The organism is Bradyrhizobium sp. Mp19, assembly GCF_029952935.1.
In the GTDB taxonomy this organism is placed as follows: Bacteria; Pseudomonadota; Alphaproteobacteria; order Rhizobiales; family Xanthobacteraceae; genus Bradyrhizobium; species Bradyrhizobium elkanii.
Map to the genome: position 1 here is coordinate 1 of NZ_JASAUT010000002.1, position 20,352 is coordinate 20,352.

19 protein-coding genes and 1 pseudogene are annotated in these 20,352 nt (G+C 65.1%); 3 read left to right on the forward strand and 17 right to left on the reverse strand.

The window, feature by feature from the left end; all coding sequences use genetic code 11:
- Positions 1-72: 72 nt before the first annotated feature.
- Genes QJT82_RS02745 through yajC form a run of 5 tightly spaced genes read right to left on the reverse strand, consistent with a single transcriptional unit; the run spans position 73 to position 4,365 of the window.
- On the reverse strand, positions 73-936 hold the full coding sequence (locus QJT82_RS02745; RefSeq protein ID WP_028342065.1) for a phytoene/squalene synthase family protein: 864 nt from the start codon (positions 934-936) through the stop codon (positions 73-75).
- Positions 933-1,316: an Mth938-like domain-containing protein gene (locus tag QJT82_RS02750; protein WP_018271534.1), complete on the reverse strand. Its 384-nt coding sequence runs from the start codon at positions 1,314-1,316 to the stop codon at positions 933-935. Before QJT82_RS02750 ends, QJT82_RS02745 begins: the two co-directional genes overlap by 4 nt.
- 6 nt (positions 1,317-1,322) lie before the next feature.
- Positions 1,323-2,357: a protein translocase subunit SecF gene (secF, locus tag QJT82_RS02755; RefSeq protein ID WP_028342066.1), complete on the reverse strand. Its 1,035-nt coding sequence runs from the start codon at positions 2,355-2,357 to the stop codon at positions 1,323-1,325.
- Between the two features lie 10 nt (positions 2,358-2,367).
- A complete protein-coding gene (secD, locus tag QJT82_RS02760; protein ID WP_028342067.1) occupies positions 2,368-3,969 on the reverse strand; it encodes a protein translocase subunit SecD in 1,602 nt (533 codons plus the stop codon).
- Positions 3,970-4,008: 39 nt separating this feature from the next.
- Complete coding sequence (yajC, locus tag QJT82_RS02765; RefSeq protein WP_026192737.1) at positions 4,009-4,365, reverse strand: preprotein translocase subunit YajC; 357 nt, start codon at positions 4,363-4,365, stop codon at positions 4,009-4,011.
- Between the two features lie 190 nt (positions 4,366-4,555).
- Between yajC and QJT82_RS02770 the strand changes: the two genes are divergently transcribed.
- Positions 4,556-5,539, forward strand: coding sequence for an ATP-binding protein (locus QJT82_RS02770; RefSeq protein WP_028342068.1), 984 nt, complete (start codon positions 4,556-4,558; stop codon positions 5,537-5,539).
- A gap of 243 nt (positions 5,540-5,782) precedes the next feature.
- Here QJT82_RS02770 and QJT82_RS02775 read toward each other — a convergent pair whose 3' ends face one another.
- Together QJT82_RS02775 and QJT82_RS02780 are read right to left on the reverse strand one after the other, a co-directional pair.
- Positions 5,783-7,174 carry a LysM peptidoglycan-binding domain-containing M23 family metallopeptidase gene (locus QJT82_RS02775; RefSeq protein ID WP_028342069.1) on the reverse strand — a complete coding sequence of 464 codons (1,392 nt, stop codon included), beginning with the start codon at positions 7,172-7,174 and terminating at the stop codon, positions 5,783-5,785.
- Between the two features lie 110 nt (positions 7,175-7,284).
- Positions 7,285-7,941 (reverse strand): protein-L-isoaspartate(D-aspartate) O-methyltransferase, encoded by a 657-nt coding sequence (locus QJT82_RS02780; RefSeq protein ID WP_051447967.1) that lies wholly within the window; start codon positions 7,939-7,941, stop codon positions 7,285-7,287.
- A gap of 376 nt (positions 7,942-8,317) precedes the next feature.
- On the opposite strand from QJT82_RS02780, the gene QJT82_RS02785 reads away from it, so the two are divergent.
- Positions 8,318-8,695, forward strand: a complete 378-nt coding sequence (locus QJT82_RS02785; RefSeq protein WP_026192734.1) for a response regulator — start codon at positions 8,318-8,320, stop codon at positions 8,693-8,695.
- 113 nt (positions 8,696-8,808) lie between these two features.
- Here the strand turns inward: QJT82_RS02785 and surE are convergent, their stop codons facing one another.
- On the reverse strand, positions 8,809-9,576 hold the full coding sequence (surE, locus tag QJT82_RS02790; protein WP_028342071.1) for a 5'/3'-nucleotidase SurE: 768 nt from the start codon (positions 9,574-9,576) through the stop codon (positions 8,809-8,811).
- 623 nt (positions 9,577-10,199) lie between these two features.
- Between surE and QJT82_RS02795 the strand changes: the two genes are divergently transcribed.
- A complete protein-coding gene (locus QJT82_RS02795; protein WP_155258598.1) occupies positions 10,200-10,622 on the forward strand; it encodes a hypothetical protein in 423 nt (140 codons plus the stop codon).
- Between the two features lie 108 nt (positions 10,623-10,730).
- Here the strand turns inward: QJT82_RS02795 and serS are convergent, their stop codons facing one another.
- The 9 genes and pseudogenes from serS to argS all read right to left on the reverse strand — a co-directional run bounded on the left by serS (position 10,731) and on the right by argS (position 20,344).
- Positions 10,731-12,062: a serine--tRNA ligase gene (gene serS / locus QJT82_RS02800; protein ID WP_028342073.1), complete on the reverse strand. Its 1,332-nt coding sequence runs from the start codon at positions 12,060-12,062 to the stop codon at positions 10,731-10,733.
- 204 nt (positions 12,063-12,266) lie between these two features.
- Positions 12,267-13,073 (reverse strand): twin-arginine translocase subunit TatC, encoded by an 807-nt coding sequence (gene tatC, locus QJT82_RS02805; RefSeq protein WP_028342074.1) that lies wholly within the window; start codon positions 13,071-13,073, stop codon positions 12,267-12,269.
- Positions 13,070-13,612: a Sec-independent protein translocase protein TatB gene (gene tatB / locus QJT82_RS02810; RefSeq protein ID WP_028342075.1), complete on the reverse strand. Its 543-nt coding sequence runs from the start codon at positions 13,610-13,612 to the stop codon at positions 13,070-13,072. The genes tatC and tatB overlap by 4 nt, the downstream gene beginning before the upstream one ends.
- A gap of 160 nt (positions 13,613-13,772) precedes the next feature.
- Complete coding sequence (locus QJT82_RS02815) at positions 13,773-14,006, reverse strand: twin-arginine translocase TatA/TatE family subunit (RefSeq protein ID WP_016846882.1); 234 nt, start codon at positions 14,004-14,006, stop codon at positions 13,773-13,775.
- Positions 14,007-14,228: 222 nt separating this feature from the next.
- Positions 14,229-15,053: pseudogene (gene scpB, locus QJT82_RS02820) on the reverse strand (SMC-Scp complex subunit ScpB); the annotation flags it as partial.
- 22 nt (positions 15,054-15,075) lie between these two features.
- Positions 15,076-15,897 carry a ScpA family protein gene (locus QJT82_RS02825; RefSeq protein WP_028342077.1) on the reverse strand — a complete coding sequence of 274 codons (822 nt, stop codon included), beginning with the start codon at positions 15,895-15,897 and terminating at the stop codon, positions 15,076-15,078.
- A complete protein-coding gene (gene nagZ, locus QJT82_RS02830; protein WP_028342078.1) occupies positions 15,894-16,916 on the reverse strand; it encodes a beta-N-acetylhexosaminidase in 1,023 nt (340 codons plus the stop codon). The genes QJT82_RS02825 and nagZ overlap by 4 nt, the downstream gene beginning before the upstream one ends.
- 46 nt (positions 16,917-16,962) lie before the next feature.
- Positions 16,963-18,429, reverse strand: a complete 1,467-nt coding sequence (locus tag QJT82_RS02835) for an SPOR domain-containing protein (RefSeq protein WP_028342079.1) — start codon at positions 18,427-18,429, stop codon at positions 16,963-16,965.
- Positions 18,430-18,547: 118 nt separating this feature from the next.
- On the reverse strand, positions 18,548-20,344 hold the full coding sequence (argS, locus tag QJT82_RS02840; RefSeq protein WP_028342080.1) for an arginine--tRNA ligase: 1,797 nt from the start codon (positions 20,342-20,344) through the stop codon (positions 18,548-18,550).
- Positions 20,345-20,352 lie beyond the last annotated feature (8 nt).

The following is a 20,352-nucleotide window of genomic DNA, read 5'->3' on the forward strand; positions in this document are numbered from 1 at the left end:
TTTGCCTCCATCCTTGGCACAGCGACGCGAATCTACTGCGAATCTATGATTGCGAACTTGTGACTCGGGACACTAGCGACCGAACTCCTCCGTGCGCGCGGCTCGCCACAACGTCCAGAGCGTGCGCAGGCGCGAGACCGGCCTCGGCAGGAACGGGTCGTAGTCCTCCCTCCTCGCCCGGTTCAGCTCGCGCCTGACGCAAGCGAGCGGCAGAAAGATCGGCCTCACGCCGGATGGGACATCCGCAAGCAGTCCGAATGCAGTCTTGAGATGGCCCTGGGCCTCGTCCGCAAGCTGATCGATCGCGGCACGGATGTTCGGCGTCACCTTGCCGGCAAACACCTCCTCCTTGCTGCCGCCGTGCTGCTGCAGCAGTTGCAACGGCAGAAACAGCTGCTGCCGTGAGGCGTCGCGGCCGAGCGAAGCGATGACCTGCGCCATGCCCTGGGCAAGACCCGCATGACGGACCAGGTGATCGATCGCCTCCGACGGCCGCGCCACCACGCGCGTGGCCTGCGAGAACAGCCCTGAGGCCGTGGCGTCGAGATAGCCCTCGAGCGCCGTCAGCGACGGCATCGGGTCGTTGTAGAGATCGAACTGGTGCTCCTCGACCAGCAGCGAGAATGGCGAGACCGGCAGACGGTGATTGCGGATCGTGTGCAGCAGTTCTGCCGCGACCGGATTGCCCTCGACGCCGCCATGGCCCGCTCCGGCCAGCATGTCGGTCCACCATTGCAGCCGCATCTCGCCGGGCAGCGGCTGGCTGACCTGCTCGTGCACGCGCGCGACCTCGATGTTGAAGGCGTAGATCGCAAGCATCGCCCGCCGTTCCGAACCCGGCAGGAACAGGGTCGACGCGTAGCGCACGAAGTCATGGCTCCGCACCAGATCGGCGCAGAAGGCCGCGCCGTCCTGCGGTGCCTCCGTCGCGCTCATGGCACCGCGATCAGCGCCGCCGCGACGCGCCGCCGCTCGCCCAGCATGATGTTGTAGGTGCGGATCGCGGGTCCCGTCTGCATCGGATCGAGCACCACCCGCACGGCCCGCAGGGCCTCGCGCAGGCCCTTTGGCGGGACCCAGACGTCGGTGCCGGTGCCGACGATCAGCGTGTCGATCGCATTGGCGGCGGCGAACACCTTTTGCAGCGAGTATTCGTCGATCTCCTGCGGTCTGGTGACCGGCCAGGCCCAGATCGAGTCAGGCAGGCACAGGAGCGAGCCGCGGTGCGACATATCGGCAAACGCGAAGCCACCCTTGCCGTAGGCCTCGATCGGCGCCGACCTCGGAAGATGGGGAGCGTCCGAGGAGTTGCTCATGACCGGCTACTTCTTGGCTGCCGCCGTGTCCGGCTTCTTGGCCGGCGCGTCCTGCGCCGCCTCTCCACCCCGCGTGGTGTGAACACCGAGATAGATCAGGATCGGCGCCGCGATGAAGATCGAGGTGTAGGTGCCGACCAGCACCACGCCGAACATCATGACCGCGGTGAAGCTGTGGATCGCCTGGCCGCCGAACAGCAGCAGTGCGAGCAGCGCCAGCGTCACGGTGACGTGCGTGATGATCGAACGCGACAGCGTCGAGTTGATCGATTCGTTCAGCAGCTGCGGCATCGGCATCTTCTTGTAGCGCCGCAGCATCTCGCGGATACGGTCGTAGATCACGACGGTGTCGTTGAGCGAGTAGCCGAGAATCGTCAGCAGCGCCGCGATGCTGGTGAGGTCGAAATCGACCTGGGTGATCGACATGAAGCCGATCGTGAGCACGATGTCGTGGACGTTGGCGATCATGGCGCCGAGCGCGAACTGCCATTCGAACCGGAACCAAAGGTAGATCAGGATGCCCATGATCGCGAACATCAGGCCGATCATGCCGTAGGCCAGCAGTTCGCCGGAGACGCGCGGTCCCACCACCTCGACGCGGCGGTAGTCGACGGATTCGCCGAGCGCGCCGCGCACTTTCGTCACCGCATCCTGCTGCGCCTTGTCGCCGCCGGGCTGCTCGGCGACGCGGATCAGGACTTCCGCCGGACCGCCGAACTGCTGCAGCTGCACCTCGCCGAGGCCAAGGCCGTTCAAGGTCGTGCGCATCGCGGCGATGTCGGCGGTGCCGGACTTGGCCTGCACCTCCAGCAGCGTGCCGCCCTTGAAGTCGATGCCGAAATTCAGGCCGTGGGTGAAGAACAGCGTGATGGCAAGGATCGAGAGCAGCGCCGAGATCGGGAAGCTGATGCGGCGAAAGCGAGTGAAGTCGAAATGCGTGTCGTCAGGCACGATGCGCAGCGCCGGCAGCAGGCCGAGCGCCGCGACCACGGTCAGCACGGTAATCAGGATACCAAGGCCAATGAGAACGGTATGAGTCACAACAGGCCTCTCAGATCGGCACGGTTTGCGGCCGCTTCCACCGCACCCAGCCGGCGACGATCAGGCGCGTCAGGGTAAAGGCGGTGAACACCGTGGTGATGATGCCGATGCCGAGCGTCACGGCAAAGCCGCGGACCGGTCCGGTGCCGATGTAGAACAGCACGGCGGCGGCGATGAAGGTAGTGATGTTGGAGTCGAGGATGGTCGCCAGCGCCCGCTTGAAGCCGGCGTCGATCGCCGAGATCGCGTTGCGGCCGCCGCGCAATTCCTCGCGGATGCGCTCGTAGATCAGCACGTTGGAATCGACCGCGATGCCGACGGTCAGCACGATGCCGGCGATGCCCGGCAACGTCAGCGTGGCGTTGAGCAGCGACAGCAGCCCGAAGATCATGGCGACGTTGATCGCCACCGCGATGTTGGCGAACACGCCGAACAGCCGATAGGTGATCAGCATGAACACGATGACCAGGATCGAGCCGACATAGGCCGCGAGCTCGCCCTTCTCGATCGAGTCCTGTCCGAGGCCGGGACCGACGGTGCGCTCCTCGATCACGGTCAGTGGTGCCGGCAGCGCGCCGGCACGCATCAGGATCGCCAGATCGTTGGCCGATTGCACGGTAAAGCTGCCGGAGATCTGGCCCTGTCCGCCGGTGATCGGCTCACGGATCACGGGTGCCGAGATCACCTTGTTGTCGAGCACGATCGCAAACGGCTGGCCGACGTTTTCGGCGGTCGCCTGCGCGAATTTGCGCGCGCCCGACGTATTGAACTTGAAGCTGACAATCGCCTCGCCGGTGCGCTGGTCGAATCCGGGCTGGGCATCGGAGAGCTCGCCTCCGGAAACCAGGACCTGCTTCTTGACGACATACGGAACCGGCGGCGGTGACGCGCTCATCAAGAGCTCGGAGTCCGGCGGCAGGCGGCCCTGCTGGGCCTGGTCGGGCGACACCGAGCTGTCGACCATGCGGAATTCCATCTTGGCGGTCTTGCCGAGCAGTTCCTTCAGGCGTGTCGGATCCTGAAGGCCCGGCACCTGGACCAGGATGCGGTCGGTGCCCTGACGCTGGATCACCGGCTCGACCGTGCCGAGCTCGTTGACGCGCCGTTCGACGATCTGGATCGATTGCTCAATGGTCTGCCGGATGCGCTCGGTGATCGCGGCCTGCGGGACCGTCAGGCGGATCAGGCCGCCGCCGGCATCGGCAACCTCGAGGCTGCGCTGGCCGCTGGAGCCGAGCAGGCCGCCGAGCGGCTGCGACAGCTCGCGGAGCTTCGACAATGCCGTCGACTGGTCGCCTTCCTTGGAGATGCGGACTTCCACCGCGTCGTTGCGTGTGTTGAGGCCGGTGTAGCCGATCTTGGCTTCACGAAGCACCTTCCGAACATCGTCGCGAATCTGGTCGAGCTTCTCCTTCTTCACGTAGTTGGAGTCGACCTCGAGCAGCAGATAGGAGCCGCCCTGCAAATCGAGGCCGAGGACCAGGCGCCGCTGCGCCCAGGCCGGCCAGGTCTTCACCTGCGCCTCGGGGAAGAAATTGGGCACGGCGCACAGGCAGACCACCAGCGCTGTCAGGATAATCCCCAGCGCTCGCCACCGCGTGAAATACAACATCGAGTTGACCCGTCAGATTCCAAAAAGGCGCCGCGGCGATCAGCTCGCGGACGCCTCGTCCTTGGCGTCGCCCTTCGCCGGCTCACCCTTGGTACGCACACCCGAGATCATCTGGCGCATCTGGCGCACGCGCACGCCGTCCGAAATCTCGAACTCGATCTGGTCGTCGTCGACCACCTTGGTCACCTTGCCGACGAGGCCGCCCGAGGTCACCACAGTGTCGCCGCGGCGGATGTTCTTCACGAGGTCCGCATGGTCGCGCACCTTCTTCTGCTGCGGGCGCAGAATCAGGAAGTACATGATGACGAAGATCAGCGCGAATGGCAGCAGCGACATCAACATGCTGTTGGTGTCACCAGTCGCTCCAGCCTGGGCAAACGCAGGAGTAATCAGCATTCGGACGATCCTCGGATAAGACGGGAAAGAACCGGCAGCGCCCTCGGATTCGGGGCGGTATGGCGGTCCGGACAAATTCGCGCGGACTATAGCGGCCGCGGTCCCAATTGCAACGTTAACGCACCTTCATTTAGGGCGCTTGCGGGACCGCCGCCAGCCCGATAAGGCTGCGCCGTCAGGAACTGGACAAATGCCGAAAAAAGCCAAGAAAACGACCAGTAAAACAACCCGCAAAACCACCCCCAAGGCTGCCGCCAAGCGTGCTGAAAACGCCGCGACAAAACGCCCGGTAACGGCGCTCGACGGCGCAGCGGCCGAGCGGATCGCGAACGCCCTGGAGGTCATCGCCAGCCGCCTCGCTGACGCCTCCCCGGCCCTCGATCCGGCCGAGACCTTCGGCGCCGCGGACGCCTTTGTCTGGCATCCGGACGGGCGCCTGGCCCCGGTGCCACGCGTCAGCCGCGTCGAGATCGGCCTGCTCAAGGGCGTCGACCGGATGCGCGATATCCTGATGGAGAATACCGAGCGCTTCGCCGACGGCCTGCCCGCCAACAATGCGCTGCTCTGGGGCGCCCGCGGCATGGGCAAGTCGTCGCTGGTCAAGGCCACCCATGCCAGCATCAATCTCGACCGCAAGCCGGCCGACCGGCTGAAGCTGATCGAGATCCACCGCGAGGACATCGAGAGCTTGCCCGGCCTGATGGAGCTGCTGCGCAGCTCCTCCTTCCGCTTCATCGTCTTCTGCGACGACCTCTCGTTCGACGGCAACGATGCCTCGTACAAGTCGCTGAAGGCCGTGCTGGAAGGCGGCATCGAGGGGCGCCCCGACAACGTCATCCTCTATGCGACCTCGAACCGGCGGCATCTGTTGGCGCGCGAGATGATCGAGAACGAACGCTCGACCGCGATCAATCCCGGCGAAGCGGTCGAGGAGAAAGTCTCGCTGTCGGACCGCTTCGGCCTCTGGCTCGGCTTCCATCGCTGCAGCCAGGACGAATACCTCGCGATGGTGAAGGGCTATTGCGACCATTACGGCATCAAGATCGCCGAGGACGAACTCGAGCGCGAGGCGCTCGAATGGTCGACCACCCGCGGCTCGCGCTCGGGCCGCGTCGCCTGGCAGTACACGCAGGAGCTCGCAGGCCGGCTCGGCGTGCGGCTGAGCGGCAACTAACAGGCGATGGGAGGCATAGCCCCTCCCGTCATCGCCCGTGTAGCCCGGATGGAGCGCAGCGCAATGCGGGATCGGTGCACTCCGCGAGTGAGCTCCCGGATTTCGCGTCGCTCCATCCGGGTTACGCGGCTGAGCGGCAAGTAATCGCCGCTGCAATCGCCAAAACAAAACGGGGGAGGCTTGCGCCTCCCCCGCTGTCTTTGTTGTGAGACTTGGAAGTCCCTTGAAGTCCCGACGCGTAGCTTACGCGCCGTTGAGGAACTGGAGCGGATCCACCGGCGACGATCCCTTGCGGATCTCGAAGTGGAGCTGCGGCGAGCCCGCCTCGCCGGACTGGCCCGACTTGGCAATCACCTGACCGCGCTTGATGGTATCGCCGCGCTTCACCAGGATTTCGCTCGCATGGGCGTAGGCGGTGACGTAGCCATTGGAATGACGGACCAGCACGAGATTGCCGTAGCCCTTCAGCTCATTGCCCGAATAGGCGACGACGCCGTCTTCGGCCGCTTTCACCGGCGTGCCCTCGGGCACCGCGACGTTGATGCCGTCATTGACCTTGCCGTTGGTCTTCGAGCCGTAGGCGGTGATGACCTTGCCGCGCACCGGCCAGCGGAAGGTCGGCAACGCGCCGGTGGCCTCGCTCGACTTGGTGACGACGGGCGCTTCAGCGGCGGCCGCCGGCTGCTCGACCGTCGCGGTTGGCTGGACCAGCCGCGCGCTCTGCTGCGGCAACGCGGTTGCAACAACCTTCGGGGCCGCGACCGCCGGCGCCGGAGCCACGGCAGCAACCGGCGCGGCGGCAACAGGTTGCGCAACGGGCGCGGGTGCCGCCATCGCCGTCTTGGCGCCGGGCACCACGAGCTTCATGCCGAGGCTCAGCCGGGCCGACTGGTCGAGATTGTTGGCGCGGGCGAGTTCGGCCACCGGAATGTGGTGCTGGCGCGCGATGCTGTGCAGCGTGTCGCCGCGATTGACATGGTGGACGCCGGCGGGCGCGGCTGCCACGGCGACAGGGCGCGCGGCCGGTGCGGCCATTGCTGGCGCCGCGGCCGACGCCGTCGGGCGCGGAATGACCAGCTGCTGGCCGGGCGACAGCGCGCGCGGTCCCTTGTAGCCGTTGGCGCGCAGGATCTCGGCGGTCGAGACGTTGTAGCGGCGTGCCAGCACTTCCAGCGTATCGCTGGTGCCGACGATGATGGTGGTGCCGTTGTGCCCGGCAGGGGCTGCGGCGACCGAATGCGGAACGGTGCCGGTGGATTCGATCTGCGGACGCGCGGGCGGCGGCGTGTAGGACGAGACCCCGCGCCCTCCTCCGGAGACGCCGGCATTGCCATTGGCGACCGGATAGGACTGCGGCGCCGCTGCGACCGGCGGCGGCAACGGCTGTGACTGGTATTGCGAATACTGCGGTTGCGTTCGCGGCCGCGCGTATTGCGGCAACTCGCGCGGCGGCGGCGCCTGCTGCACGGTGCCGGTCGGCTGCGGATCAAACGCAAACGGATTTTGCGAGTAGGAGTTTTGCGAGAAGCGCGACGACATATCGGCGCTGCAACCGGCAAAAGCCATGGACATCAGCGTCAGCACCGCAACCTGCGGCACGCGACGCGAGCGAAGCAACTCGACAACCCCAGACATGGTTACTCACTCGTACGCAACAAAAGACTGTTTTGAGTAAACACGTACCGAGTAAATAACCGCTTAACCCTGCGAATAAGGCGTTGGTGCCAAGCAGCAAATCGCCAAATTTACAATTCGCGCGCGATTCCCGGCAGCGCCGGCACAAAGCGGACGTCGACCAATTCCTTGCGGTCGAAGCCGTTCTCGGTCCGCACCACGCGGACGAGGGTCTGGGTACCCTGATGCGGCCCGACCGGGGCGATCAGGATGCCGCCGGGTTCGAGCCGCTCCAGCAGCTTCTCCGGGATCTGCTCCATCGCCGCGGTGACGATGATGCGGTCGAAATCGCCTGCCCCGGCCGGAACGTCGAAGCCGTCCCCGAGCAGCACCTCGATATTGTAATAGCCCAGCTTTTCGAGGCGCTTGCGGGCGCCGTCGGCCAGCGTCCGGTAGCGCTCGATGGTCAGAACCTGCTTGCACAACCGGGACAGCACGGCCGCCTGGTAGCCCGAGCCGGTGCCGATCTCGAGCACGCGATGGTCCTTCTGCAGCTGCAGTTGCTCGGTCATGTAGGCCACGACGAAAGGCTGGCTGATGGTCTGCCCGCAGGCGATCGCAAGCGCGCTGTCGCGATAGGCCTCGTTGCGATCGCGCGGATCGACGAAGACCTCGCGCGGCACCTCCTCCATCGTACGCAACACCGCCCGATCGCTCACCCCGCGCCGCCGCAGGGTCAGCTGAAACATCATCTTCTCGGTCGGATCGGGGTTCACGGCCATGTTCATCAGCGTCTCTGGGCAGCAGCGCGGAATCTCCGCCCTCTTGATGCCATTGAAATCCGAAATACCGCGTTAAGGAAAAATTTCCCGTCGCGTTTTGTTCCCGGCCAGGAACCATCGCCCGGTTTCGCATTGGCGCTGGCCCGGTTGCATCACATATAATCGCGACGATGCGCGGGTTAACGTCTGGGTGGTGCAGATCGGGGCTCTGGTAGAGCCAACATACCTCGTCGGCTGTTGGGCAAATCTTGCGCAACAAGGTCAGCCAGGGCGACGCGGCAAACCCTGCTGCGCGCTGGAAAAGGACCAATTCCCAAACGTTTGCATTGCGCGCTGTAATGTTATTTGCGAGCCTGATTCAGGGAAGGGCAAGGATTCCATCATGACAGCGATACGGCCGGCGGGCTGTTCAGTTTTCCTCGTAGAGGACGAGGTCATGATCCGGATGATGGTCGCCGATATGCTGGAGGAACTCGGCCATAGCGTCGCGGCCGAGGCCGGCGAGATCGGCGAAGCGGTCAAGCTTGCGCAATCGACCGAATTCGACCTCGCGATCCTCGACGTCAACGTCAATGGCAAGGTGATCACCCCGGTCGCCGAGCTGATCAACGCCCGCAACCGCCCCTTCATCTTCGCGACCGGCTATGGCTCGTCCGGCCTGCCTCCGGAGTATCGCGACCGTCCGGCGCTGCAAAAGCCCTTCCAACTGGAAACGCTGGCCCAGGTGATCTCCAGCGCGATGAAGGGTGCGCCGGTTTAGATCTCACCGCATTGGAGGTGCGTAGCCCGGATGCAGCGAAGCGCAATCCGGGAATCTTGCACCCATTGCGAGCGGACCCGGATTTAGCTTCGCTTCATCCGGGCTACAAGGGCTCACTTCAGCGTATCAAGCAACGTTTCCGAAAATGCTTCATCGGTGCGGTCGAGCCGCAGCGGCGTCACCGAGACGTAGCGCGCCGCAAGCGCGGCGAGATCGGTGCCTTCAGCCGGCGCATCCATCATCGCCGCGCGCTCGAAGCCGATCCAGAAATACGGGTTGCCGCGTCCGTCGTGACGGCGATCGATCTTCAGGAAACCCTGATTGCGCTTGCCCTGCCGCGTGATCCGGATGCCCTTGACGTCATCGGGCATGCAGGACGGGAAGTTGACGTTGATAACCGTGTTCCTGGGGACGCCGGCGCCGATCACCTTGCGGATGATGTCGGGTCCGAATTTCAGCGCAGTGTCCCACAGCGGCGCATTGCGCGTCTCGATCGAGAATTCCTGCGACAGCGCGAATGACGGAAAGCCCAAAATGGTGCCTTCCAGCGCACCGGCGATGGTGCCGGAATAGACCACGTCCTCGGCGACGTTGCGGCCCTTGTTGACGCCGCTCAGCACGAGATCGGGCAGCTTGTCTCCGAGAATGTGGCGCGCGCCCATGATGACGCAATCGGTCGGCGTGCCGCGCACTGCGAAATGACGCGGGCTGACCTCGCGCAGACGCAGCGGATCGTTGAGCGACAGCGAATGCGAGACGCCGGACTGATCGAGCTCGGGGGCAACGATCCAGACATCGTCGGACAACGCGCGTGCGATCTGCTCGACGACCTTAAGGCCCGGAGCGTGGATGCCGTCATCATTGGTGCAGAGAATTCGCATCCGTCAAAGTGCCTTTTGTTCCGATTCGACGCGGGTTTCTTACGCTGCGGTTTCTTGAGTTGATTGCCGTCTTAACCGGCTAGGGCCGCGGAGGCAAACCTGGCGATGGCCCGTGCCATCGTGCCGACGTCACGCGCCATGGACGGACAAATCGCGCGCTGCCGGCAATCTTGCGCTCGAACACCGGCCAGGCCGGTCTCGCCGGCCGCCGAACAACCGCGATAACGGGCGCTGGCGGCGGCGCCCCTGGCATTTTTACCCGCGGGGCCTGACGCAGTTCGGCCCCGAGACCCCGGGACGTGACAGCTTCTGACCTTGGAGGCTCGGGCTTGGCAGGTTCAGGCTTTGGCTCTTCAACCTTGGAAGCTTCAGACTTGGAAGCATCAGCCTTGGGAGCTTCAGACTTGGAAGCTTCAACCTTGGGCGGCTCACCCCTCCGCGCTTCCGGCCTGGCGGGCTCAAGAGCAATTGGTGCGGTTTGGCGAGGCTCGGGCTTGGGAGGCTTCGGAAGCTCCGATGTGGGGAGCTCGGACTTGATGGAATCGGCCGTGATGGGATCGGCCTTGGCGGGTGCGGTCGTGAGCGACTCGGCCTTCGGAGCTTCAAACGCGCGAGGCTCGGCCTTGGACGGTTCGGGGGCGACCGAAGCCGCCTGGGGGAGCTCAGACCTCGCCGGCTCGACTTTCCGAGGCTCAACCCTGAGCGGTTCGGGTTTGGGCGGCACCGGAGCGAGTGCCTCGGCCGGCTTTGCGATCGGCGCCGTCGCAGCCGATTTCGATTTCAGCCTGGCCAGCAGCTCCTCGATCGAGGGCACCGATGTCGCGTCAAGCGGCACGCGCGGCGGCGGGGCCGGCGGCGTCGCCCGGACCGGTGGTGGCGACGACGCAATCGGTGCCGGTGGTGGCGGCAAATCGGCCGGCGCCAATTGGGCGAACTTGCCGCGCGCGATCTCCAGCGCCTTGTCGAAGTCGGGCCTGTCGATCCAGGCCTTCGATTGCACCTCGGTCACGCGCGCCTCCCACAGGCGCGCGGCCTCGATGTCGTAATAGCCCATCTGCTTCTGATTGATCAGCTGCAGACCGTGGCCCGTAACGGCCCATTGTCGACCAAGCCAGTGGATGTCACGGTGGAGCGGCATCACACTGGCCCTCGCCTCACATGCCGTGCTCGATGACCTTGAGCCCGCCCATATAGGGCTGCAGCACATCGGGCACCGCGATCGAACCATCCTGCTGCTGATAGGTCTCCATGACCGCGATCAAGGCGCGCCCTACCGCGGTGCCGGAGCCGTTCAGCGTATGCACGAAGCGCGGCTTGCCGTCAGGGCCGCGATAGCGCGCGTCCATGCGGCGGGCCTGGAAATCGCCGCACACCGAGCAGCTCGAAATCTCGCGATATGCGCCGCCGTCGCCCTGCCCCGGCATCCACACCTCGATGTCGTAGGTCTTCTGCGCGGAGAAGCCCATGTCGCCGGCGCACAGCGTCATCACACGATAATGCAGGTCGAGCTTCTGCAGAACCTGCTCGGCGCAGGACAGCATGCGCTCCAGCTCATCCTTGCTGGCTTCCGGTGTCGTGATCGACACCAGCTCGACCTTTGTGAACTGGTGCTGGCGGATCATGCCGCGCGTGTCGCGCCCCGCCGCGCCGGCCTCCGCACGGAAGCACGGCGTCAACGCGGTGAGCCGCATCGGCAGCTCCTTCTCGTCGAGGATGGATTCGCGCGCGAGGTTGGTCAGCGACACTTCCGCGGTCGGGATCAGGCCGAGGCGCTCGCTGCGCAGATCGGCATCCGGTGCCGCGAGCAATTCACCCTTGATCGCCCAGAACTGATCGTCCTCGAATTTCGGCAACTGGCCGGTGCCGAACATCACGGCGTCGCGCACCAGCAGCGGCGGATTGATCTCGGTGTAGCCGTGCTCGCCGGTGTGCAAATCGAGCATGAACTGCCCGATCGCGCGCTCGAGCCGCGCCAGCCCTTTCTTCAGCACGACGAAGCGTGCGCCGGACAGTTTCGCCGCCGCCTCGAAATCCATATAGCCGAGCGCGGTGCCGAGATCGTCATGCAGCTTCGGCGCAAAGCCGTAGTCGCGCTTCTTCCCGTACACATGGTGCTGGATATTGCCGTGCTCGTCGGTGCCGTCGGGCACCTCGTCGAGCGGCAGGTTCGGAATCGACGACAGCTCCTTGGTCAGCTCGTCATCGGACGATTTCGCCGCCGCCTCGAGCTCCGGCATCGTGGTCTTCAGCTCGGCGACCTCGGCCATCAGCTTGGCCGCACGCGCCTCGTCCTTGGCCTTCTTGGCCTCGCCGATCTCCTTCGAGGCCGCATTGCGCCGCGCCTGGGCCTGCTCGGACGCCAGGATCGCCGCCCGCCGCTTCTCGTCGATCGCCAGCAGCGACGGCGACAACGGCCCAAGCCCGCGGCGCTTCAGGCCGGCGTCGAAGGCTGTCGGGTTGTCGCGGATCGCTTTGATGTCGTGCATGGGTCAGTCCTGGCAGGCTATGCGTATGCAACCAACTATTGCGCTGGCAAACTACGGCTATGTAGTTCCACTATCACGACCCTCATCGTCAGCGAAAGCGGGTGATCCAGCATTCCAGAGACGTCGGCGTGTCACCGAGAAGTCACGGCGTGCTGGATACCCCGATTTCGCGGGGTATGACACCGACTGTGAGGCGAAATCACTCTATTCGGCGGGATTGGTCGCCGACGGCGCCCCGGACGAGGCGGTCGAGGTGGCAGCCTTCTTCTCCACGATGCGGACCGCGATGATGGCGCCCTCGTAGAGCGCGAGCAGCGGGATCGCGAGCGAGGCCTGGCTCAGCACGTCGGGCGGCGTCAGCACCGCGGCGATGATGAAGGCGATCACGATGAAGTAGCGCCGCTTCTCCTTCAGCATCTTCGAGGTGACGATGCCGATGCGGCCGAGCAGCGTCAGGATCACCGGCAGCTGGAACGCGATGCCGAAGGCGAAGATCAGCGACATCATCAGCGAGAGATATTCGCCGACCTTGGGCAGCAGCTGGATCTGCGCGGTCTCCGCGCCGCCGGCCTGCTGCATGCCGAGCGAGAACCGCACCAGCATCGGCAGCACGACGAAATAGACCAGCGCCGCGCCCATCACGAAGAACACCGGGGTGGCGATCAGATACGGCAGGAACGCGTTGCGCTCATGCCGGTAGAGACCGGGCGCGACGAATTTGTAGATCTGGGTGGCCACGATCGGAAACGAGATGAAGCCCGCGCCGAACAATGCGAGCTTCAGCTGGGTGATGAAATATTCCAGCAGCGCGGTGTAGATGAATTTCGAATTCTCCGGCCCGGCGATCCAGACGAACGGCCAGACCAGCACATTGTAGATCTGCTTGGCGAAGAAGAAGCAGATGATGAAGGCCACGCCGAAGCCGAGCAGTGCCTTGATCAGCCGCGAGCGCAGCTCGATCAGGTGATCCATCAAGGGGGCCTTGCTGGCCTCGATGTCTTCGGCGCTCATGACGCCCTCGCGTCCTTGCGCACATCGGGCTGCGTCGGCGTCACGTCCTGCGGCGTCGGCTCGCCCTTCACCTCATTGGTGATCGCGAGCGGCTCGCTGACGGCAACATGCGTCTCGGCCTCGACGAAGGTTTCGGGCGTCGGCTCGGCGGGAGTCGTGGGAGTAACCGGTGCGTCACTTGACGTCACCAGTGCGTCGCTGGACGTCACCGGTGCGTCGATTGCGGACGCAACCTGCGCATCGACCGGCTTGTCGATCTGCAGGGCGTCGCCGACGTCCTTCTGCAGCGAGGTCATGATGTTGCCGCTGGTGATGCCGGTTGCGGCCTCCCTGACCTCGTCAAAGCTCTTCTTGAGGTCGGCCATCTCGGCCTCGCGCATGGCTTCCTGGAACTGGCCCTGGAATTCGGAGGCCATCTTGCGGGCCTTGCCCATCCATTGCCCGACCATGCGCAGCACGCCCGGCAGTTCTTTCGGGCCGATGGCGATCAGCGCGACGACCGCGATGACGACCAGTTCACTCCACCCGATATCGAACATGAATTCTTCCGCCTAAGCGCGCCGCCATCGGCCCCATCGCTCCTAACAGGATCTGGGGCTGCCGGCGCCTTTTCTCAATCGGCGTCCATAGCGCGTCTGTGCGACGGCGTCACCGTTTCGCGCAAGAAAAAACGTCGAAATATGCGTCAGTACAAGCGCGTTAGACGGCCTTGCTGCCGACGTCCTGGCGCGCGGCCGACGTCGCCGCATTGTGATCGATCGACTTGGTGGGCTCGGTCTTCTCGGCGACCTTGTCGTCGTCCTGCATGCCCTTCTTGAAGGCCTTGATGCCCTGAGCGACGTCACCCATCAGATCCGAAATCTTGCCGCGTCCGAACAGCAGCAGGACCACTGCGATCACGACGATCCAGTGCCAAATGCTCAACGAACCCATCCTGCAACCCTCCAGAAATGGCCGGCGGACCGGCCTGAACTTTGCCGGAAGGTAGGCCCGCGGGGTGTCAAAAACAAGGACCTCGGCCGCGGCAAATCGCTGTCGCGGCTACGTAATATTGCTAGGCTTAACCGGGAATATTCAGGCTTATTCGCCCTTGTCCTCGGCGTTGGCCTCATCACCCGCATGGTCGATCCGGTCTTGCGGCTCGCCAGCGTCAGGTTCGGCCGTATCCGCGTCAGAGGCAACATCCGCCTCGACCTCGGCCTCGGCGGTGGTTTCAACCTCCGCAGTCGCTTCGACCTCAGTCTTTTCGGCCTCAATCTTGGGTTCCTCGGCTTCCGGCTCGATGGCCGGCGCCAGCAGCAGTTCCAGCGTATCACCCGGCTCGAGCGGCTCCTCGTCCTCCCGCAGCGTCGCGTCATCCGACGGCGACGGAACGGAAAATCCGGTCGGCAGACGCGAGTCGAGCAGACCCGTGCCCTTCAGCTCCTCGAGCCCCGGCAGGTCGCCGAGCGCTTCCAGGCTGAACTGCGAGAGGAACGCGTCGGTGGTTCCGAAGGTCAGTGGACGGCCCGGCGTCTTGCGGCGGCCGCGCGGGCGGATCCAGCCGGTCTCGAGCAGCACGTCGATCGTGCCCTTCGACGTGACCACGCCGCGAATCTCTTCGATTTCGGCGCGGGTAACCGGCTGGTGATAGGCGACGATCGCCAGCACCTCGATCGCGGCACGCGACAGCTTCCGGGTCTCGGTGCTCTCGCGCGTCATCAGCCACGACAGATCGCCCGCGGTGCGGAACGTCCACTTGTTGGCGACACGCACCAGGTTGACGCCGCGCGGCGCGTATTCCGCCTGCAACTGTGCCAACGCCGCCTTGACGTCGACGCCGTCGGGCATCCGCTTTGCCAGCGTTGCCTGATCGATCGGCTCGGCCGATGCAAACAACAGGGCTTCCAGGAGCCGCAATTCCTCAGGACGCGCCACCGGATCCATAGGAGAAACCTCCTCCTCGGGCTCTTCTCTGCGCACTTCCGCCAAGCTTGCCATGGGCTTGCTCTCCTTCTTCCACTTACTCAACCGACAGGTCCGGCGCGGCCATTGCGGCCTGCGCTTGACGCTTTCGGAAATAGATCGGCGCGAACGCCTGCTTCTGGTTGATCTCCATCTCGCCTTCGCGAACCAGTTCGAGGGCGGCCGCGAAGCTCGAGGCGAACACCGTCGCCTTCTGCTTGGGATCTGCGACGTACTTCATCAGGTACTCGTCGAGGCAGCTCCATTCCTCGGCGAGGCCGACCAGCCGCTCCAGCGACGCGCGCGCTTCGGCGAGCGACCACACCGTCCGCTTGGCCAGATGCACCGATGTCAGAACGCGCGACGCGCGCTGCGTGGCATAGGCCGACAGCAGGTCGTACAATGTCGCGGTGAACTTCGGATGCTTGATCTCGGCGATCGATTCCGGATTGCCGCGCGGAAAGATATCGCGCTGGAACTGCGGCCGGTTCATCAGCCGGTTCGCCGCCTCGCGGATCGCCTCCAGCCGGCGCAGCCGGTTGGCGAGCGCGGTCGCCATTTCCTCGGCGCTCGGCCCCTCCGCGGTCGGCGGCTCGGGCAGCAGGAGCCGCGACTTCAGGAACGCCAGCCACGCCGCCATCACCAGGTAGTCGGCCGCAAGCTCGAGGCGAATCTTGCGCGCCGCCTCGATGAACGAAAGATATTGGTCGGCGAGCGCGAGGATCGAGATCTTCGACAGGTCGACCTTCTGCTGTCGCGCCAGCGTCAACAGCAGATCGAGCGGGCCCTCGTAGCCCTCGACGTCGACCACCAGCGCCGGTTCGCCCTCGGCGAGGTCGGCCGGCCGCCCGGTATCAAACGAAAGAATTTCAGCGGTCATGCCGTCCCTACCCGATCCAACAACGCATCCAGTTCAGCCCGTGCCGCCTGCCGGTCGAGCGGCTGAGGCGGCTTGCGCGCGGCGAGCGTCGCGTTGGCGCGCTCAAGCGCCTTGCCGGTCAGTTCCGGCGTTTCGCGTGCGACCTCGCGCATCTCGTCAATATTGCCGTTGCAGTGCAGAACCATGTCGCAACCGGCGGTGACGATGGCGCGGGTCCGCTCGGCAATCGATCCGGCCAGAGCATTCATCGACACGTCATCACTCATCAACAAACCTTGGAACCCGATCAGGCCGCGAATCACCTGTTCGACGATTGTCGCAGAAGTCGTCGCCGGATGGACGGGGTCGAGCGCGCTAAACACAACATGTGCAGTCATCGCCATCGGCAGGTCCGCGAGCGGCTGGAACGCAGCAAAATCGGTCCGTTCCAGCTCGTCCCTGGCGGTACCGACCGTCGGAAGCCGGAAATGGCTGTCCGCCGTGGCCCGGCCATGGCCGGGAATATGCTTGAGAACCGGCAGCACCCCGCCCTGTTCCAGCCCGTCCGTGACCGCGCGGGCGATCGCCGCGACCTTGTCCGGCTCGGTTCCATAGGCCCGGTTGCCGATCACCGCATCCGCCCCGGCCACGGGAACGTCGGCCAAGGGCAGGCAATCGACGGTGATTCCGAGATCGATCAGATCGGCCGCAATCAGCCGTGAGCTGAGCCGGGCTGCCGCAAGTCCAAGCTTCGGATCAATGTCGTAGAGCGCCCCAAAGCTCGCGCCCGGGGGATAGGCCGGCCAATGCGGCGGGCCGAGCCGCTGCACCCGCCCGCCTTCCTGATCGATCAGGACCGGGGCATCGGCGACGCCGACTGCGGACCGGAGTTCCCCAACAAGAGCCGCCACTTGGGCAGGACTCTCGATGTTGCGCTTGAACAGGATGAAGCCCCATGGCCGCTCGGCGCGAATGAATTCGCGTTCGGCGTCGTTGAGGATCAGCCCGGATATGCCTGTGATGAATGCGCGGTTCGTCATTCGGCCGATTAGGCCGTATGCAGCTCACGGGTCAAGGAAACCGCCCTTAATTTCTTTGGATGAGGCACTGCGGTCCACCCGCCGACATCAGGCTCTTGCACACTTGGCTCGCCTCTTCCGAGGACGCGAACGGGCCGGCAAAGGCGCGGTAGTAGACGCCTTTCTCTCCGAGATCGACGCGCTTCACCACCAAGGGCTGCGAACCGAGCACGTTGCGATACTTGCCCTGCAGCGTCCGATAGGACGCCTGCGCGTCCGCCTCGTTCTTCTGCGAGGACACCTGGACCAGATATCCGCCGCCACCAACCGGAGCCGCCGAGGTCGACGCCACCCTGGTCGGAGGCGCGGCCGGAGCCGCCTCAGCCTGGCCGGGAACAAGCGACATTGGCGAGTTGACGCTGGCATTGGCCGCAGCCGGGTTGCCACGCGACACCGGAGGCTTCGCCGCCGCCGGAGGTTTTGCAGGCACGGCCGCGGTGGCCTGCGTGCCATCGGGCGTATCGCCCTTAACCGAGAGGGTGCGGACCTTGCGCGGCTCGTTGTTCGGCAACGTGCCGTTCGCGGTGAGCGGCGCCGGCGCGGGTTGCGCCGTCTGCACGCTGGCCGCCGGCGGCGGATTCGCATTGGCGTTCAGCGGCGGAAACACGACGCGCGGTCCGGCGGTCTTCGAATTGACGTCGACCGGCGTCTCTTCACGCGACACGATCTTCTCGGTGCCGTCGCCCGTCGCCATCCGGTCCGGCGTCTTGGCCGGCGCATCGGCCTGGGCCGGGATCACCTTGGTCGGCGTGTTGTCAGCCTTGATGATCGGCGGCTCACCGCTGCGGGGCGAGCCGACATAGGTCCGGTAGGCGTACGCGCCACCGACGCCGAACACGCCAAGCGCCAGCACCGCGGCGACCGTTATCAGGCCGCTGCGCCGCCGACGGGGCTCGGGTTCTTCCTCGTATGCCTCCTCATAGGCATAGGGATCGTCCGGATAGGCGGGATCGCGCTGCAGGTCCTGCTCGCCGGCTTCCAGCTGGCCGTAGAGCGCGTCGTCATAGCGCGACGGATCCTGACTCTGACCGCCACTCTGATAGTGCGGCTCCTCGTCAAATGCCTCCGGCTGCCGAGGGGCCTCGACCGGCCGATACTGCGCCACCGGCGCAGGCGCGGGCTGCGCCTGTTGGGCCGCATAGCGGTGCAACGGATGCACCGGCTTCGGCTGGTAGTCCTGCTCGGGCTCTTCGTCTTCGGTGTGCTGCACGGGAGGCGGAGCGACGGCCTCCTGCCGCGCGCGCTGCATCCAGGGCGGCGGGCCCGCGGGCGGCGCATCCTCTTCCGCGGCCTGCGGCTCGTATTGTTGCGGCCGCGCGTTGGCGCGCGACTGCAGCGGACGCGGCGGCGGCTTGTTGGAGGAGCCGAACGGATCCGTCTGGCCGATCAGCCGTGCCAGTTCGGCAAGCGGATCGCTGTCGGCCTTGGAAGCCGTGTCGGCGGGAAAATGTCGGTCCTGATATCGATCAGCCATTGTGATGATGCATCCCCTTCGGGACAGCGCCAAGATCGCCGGCACAGCCGGTCCGTACGAGTTGGCCTCTGCCAGACGCCCTCACAAATCCCCACTCGTGAGGGCCTAATGCCCCTGCCTACCGCATCTCGGTCGGAGCGTGGACGCCTAGAACAGCTAAGCCCGATGCCAGAACCGAGACGACGCCCTGAACCATTGCCAGTCGCGCCCTCGTGATCTCTGCATCATTATTGATAATGAAGCGTAAATAGGGCAAATCGCGCCCCTTGGTCCAAAGCGCATGAAATTCACTGGCCAAATCATAGAGATAAAAAGCGATTCGGTGCGGCTCATGTGCCACCGCCGCAGCCTCGATCATCCGCGGATAAAGCGCAAGCCGCTTGAGCAGCTCGAGCTCGGCCGGGTCGGTCAGCCGCTCGACCGTAGCATTACGGAGATAGGCCAGCCGGGCCTCATCGGTCTCGGGCAGATCGGGAACCGCTTCCTCCCGCGCGTTGCGGAAGATCGAGTGGCCGCGGGCGTGGCCGTACTGGACGTAGAAGACCGCGTTGTCCTTTGACTGCTCGATCACCTTGGCGAGGTCGAAATCGAGCACCGCGTCGTTCTTGCGGAACAGCATCATGAATCGGACAGCGTCGGAGCCGACCTCGTCGACCACCTCGCGCAGCGTGACGAACTCGCCGGACCGCTTCGACATCTTCACCGGCTCGCCGTCGCGCAGCAGCTTCACGAGCTGCACGATCTTGACGTCGAGCACAGCCTTGCCCGCGGTCACCGCCTTCACGGCGGCCTGCATGCGCTTGATGTAGCCGCCGTGATCGGCACCGAACACGTCGATCAGATTGGTGAAGCCACGCTCGAACTTGTAGCGGTGGTTGGCGATGTCGGATGCGAAGTAGGTGTAGGATCCGTCCGACTTGATCAGCGGACGATCGACGTCATCGCCATAGGCGGTGGCGCGGAACAGCGACTGCTCGCGGTCCTCGTAGTCCTCGACCGGCTTGCCCTTCGGCGGCGGCAAACGGCCCTCGTAGATGTCGCCCTTGGCGCGCAGGAAATCGATGGTCTCGGCGACCTTGTTGTTGCCTGACGTGATCAGCGAGCGCTCGGAGAAGAACACGTCGTGATGGATATTGAGCGCGGCGAGATCGCCCTTGATCATCTCCATCATCATGGCGATCGCCTTGTCGCGTACGATCGGCAGCCACGCGGCTTCCTGCATGTCGAGCAGCTTCTCGCCATATTCTTTGGCGAGCGCCTCGCCGACCGGCACGAGGTAGTCGCCGGGATAGAGCCCTTCCGGGATCGCGCCGATGTCCTGGCCGAGTGCCTCGCGGTAGCGCAGGAACGCCGAACGCGCGAGCACGTCGACCTGGGCGCCGGCGTCGTTGATGTAATATTCGCGGCAGACGTCGAAGCCCGCGAATTGCAGCAGGCTGCACAGCGCGTCGCCGAACACGGCGCCGCGGCAATGGCCGACATGCATCGGCCCGGTCGGGTTGGCCGAGACGTATTCGACATTGACCTTCTCGGCCTTGCCGACGTCGCTGCGCCCGTAAGCCGAGCCGGCGGCCAGCACGGCGCGTAGCGCGTCCGACCAGACTTGCGGCTTCAAGGTCAGGTTGATGAAGCCGGGCCCGGCGACATCGACCGACGCCACCAGCGCATCGGCGCGCAGGCGCTCGGCGATCTTGTCGGCAAGCTCGCGCGGCTTGGCCTTGGCGTCCTTGGCGAGCACCATCGCGGCATTGGTCGCCATGTCGCCATGGCTGGCGTCGCGCGGCGGCTCCACCACGACGCGGGACAGATCGATGCCGGCGGGCCAATTGTCCTCGGCTGCCACAGCGGCACAGATCGCGTGCACGCGCGTCAACATGTCGGCAAAAAGGTGTGGTGAAGCAGTGGTGTCGGCCATGGCAGGGC

Bases quoted from the DNA above. Each gene is read 5' to 3' on its own strand.
- QJT82_RS02745 (WP_028342065.1), bottom strand. From the start codon at position 936: ATGAGCGCGACGGAGGCACCGCAGGACGGCGCGGCCTTCTGCGCCGAT.
- QJT82_RS02750 (WP_018271534.1), bottom strand. From the start codon at position 1,316: ATGAGCAACTCCTCGGACGCTCCCCATCTTCCGAGGTCGGCGCCGATC.
- secD (WP_028342067.1), bottom strand. From the start codon at position 3,969: ATGTTGTATTTCACGCGGTGGCGAGCGCTGGGGATTATCCTGACAGCG.
- yajC (WP_026192737.1), bottom strand. From the start codon at position 4,365: ATGCTGATTACTCCTGCGTTTGCCCAGGCTGGAGCGACTGGTGACACC.
- QJT82_RS02770 (WP_028342068.1), top strand. From the start codon at position 4,556: ATGCCGAAAAAAGCCAAGAAAACGACCAGTAAAACAACCCGCAAAACC.
- QJT82_RS02775 (WP_028342069.1), bottom strand. From the start codon at position 7,174: ATGTCTGGGGTTGTCGAGTTGCTTCGCTCGCGTCGCGTGCCGCAGGTT.
- QJT82_RS02780 (WP_051447967.1), bottom strand. From the start codon at position 7,941: ATGAACATGGCCGTGAACCCCGATCCGACCGAGAAGATGATGTTTCAG.
- QJT82_RS02785 (WP_026192734.1), top strand. From the start codon at position 8,318: ATGACAGCGATACGGCCGGCGGGCTGTTCAGTTTTCCTCGTAGAGGAC.
- surE (WP_028342071.1), bottom strand. From the start codon at position 9,576: ATGCGAATTCTCTGCACCAATGATGACGGCATCCACGCTCCGGGCCTT.
- serS (WP_028342073.1), bottom strand. From the start codon at position 12,062: ATGCACGACATCAAAGCGATCCGCGACAACCCGACAGCCTTCGACGCC.
- tatC (WP_028342074.1), bottom strand. From the start codon at position 13,073: ATGAGCGCCGAAGACATCGAGGCCAGCAAGGCCCCCTTGATGGATCAC.
- tatB (WP_028342075.1), bottom strand. From the start codon at position 13,612: ATGTTCGATATCGGGTGGAGTGAACTGGTCGTCATCGCGGTCGTCGCG.
- QJT82_RS02815 (WP_016846882.1), bottom strand. From the start codon at position 14,006: ATGGGTTCGTTGAGCATTTGGCACTGGATCGTCGTGATCGCAGTGGTC.
- QJT82_RS02825 (WP_028342077.1), bottom strand. From the start codon at position 15,897: ATGACCGCTGAAATTCTTTCGTTTGATACCGGGCGGCCGGCCGACCTC.
- nagZ (WP_028342078.1), bottom strand. From the start codon at position 16,916: ATGACGAACCGCGCATTCATCACAGGCATATCCGGGCTGATCCTCAAC.
- QJT82_RS02835 (WP_028342079.1), bottom strand. From the start codon at position 18,429: ATGGCTGATCGATATCAGGACCGACATTTTCCCGCCGACACGGCTTCC.
- argS (WP_028342080.1), bottom strand. From the start codon at position 20,344: ATGGCCGACACCACTGCTTCACCACACCTTTTTGCCGACATGTTGACG.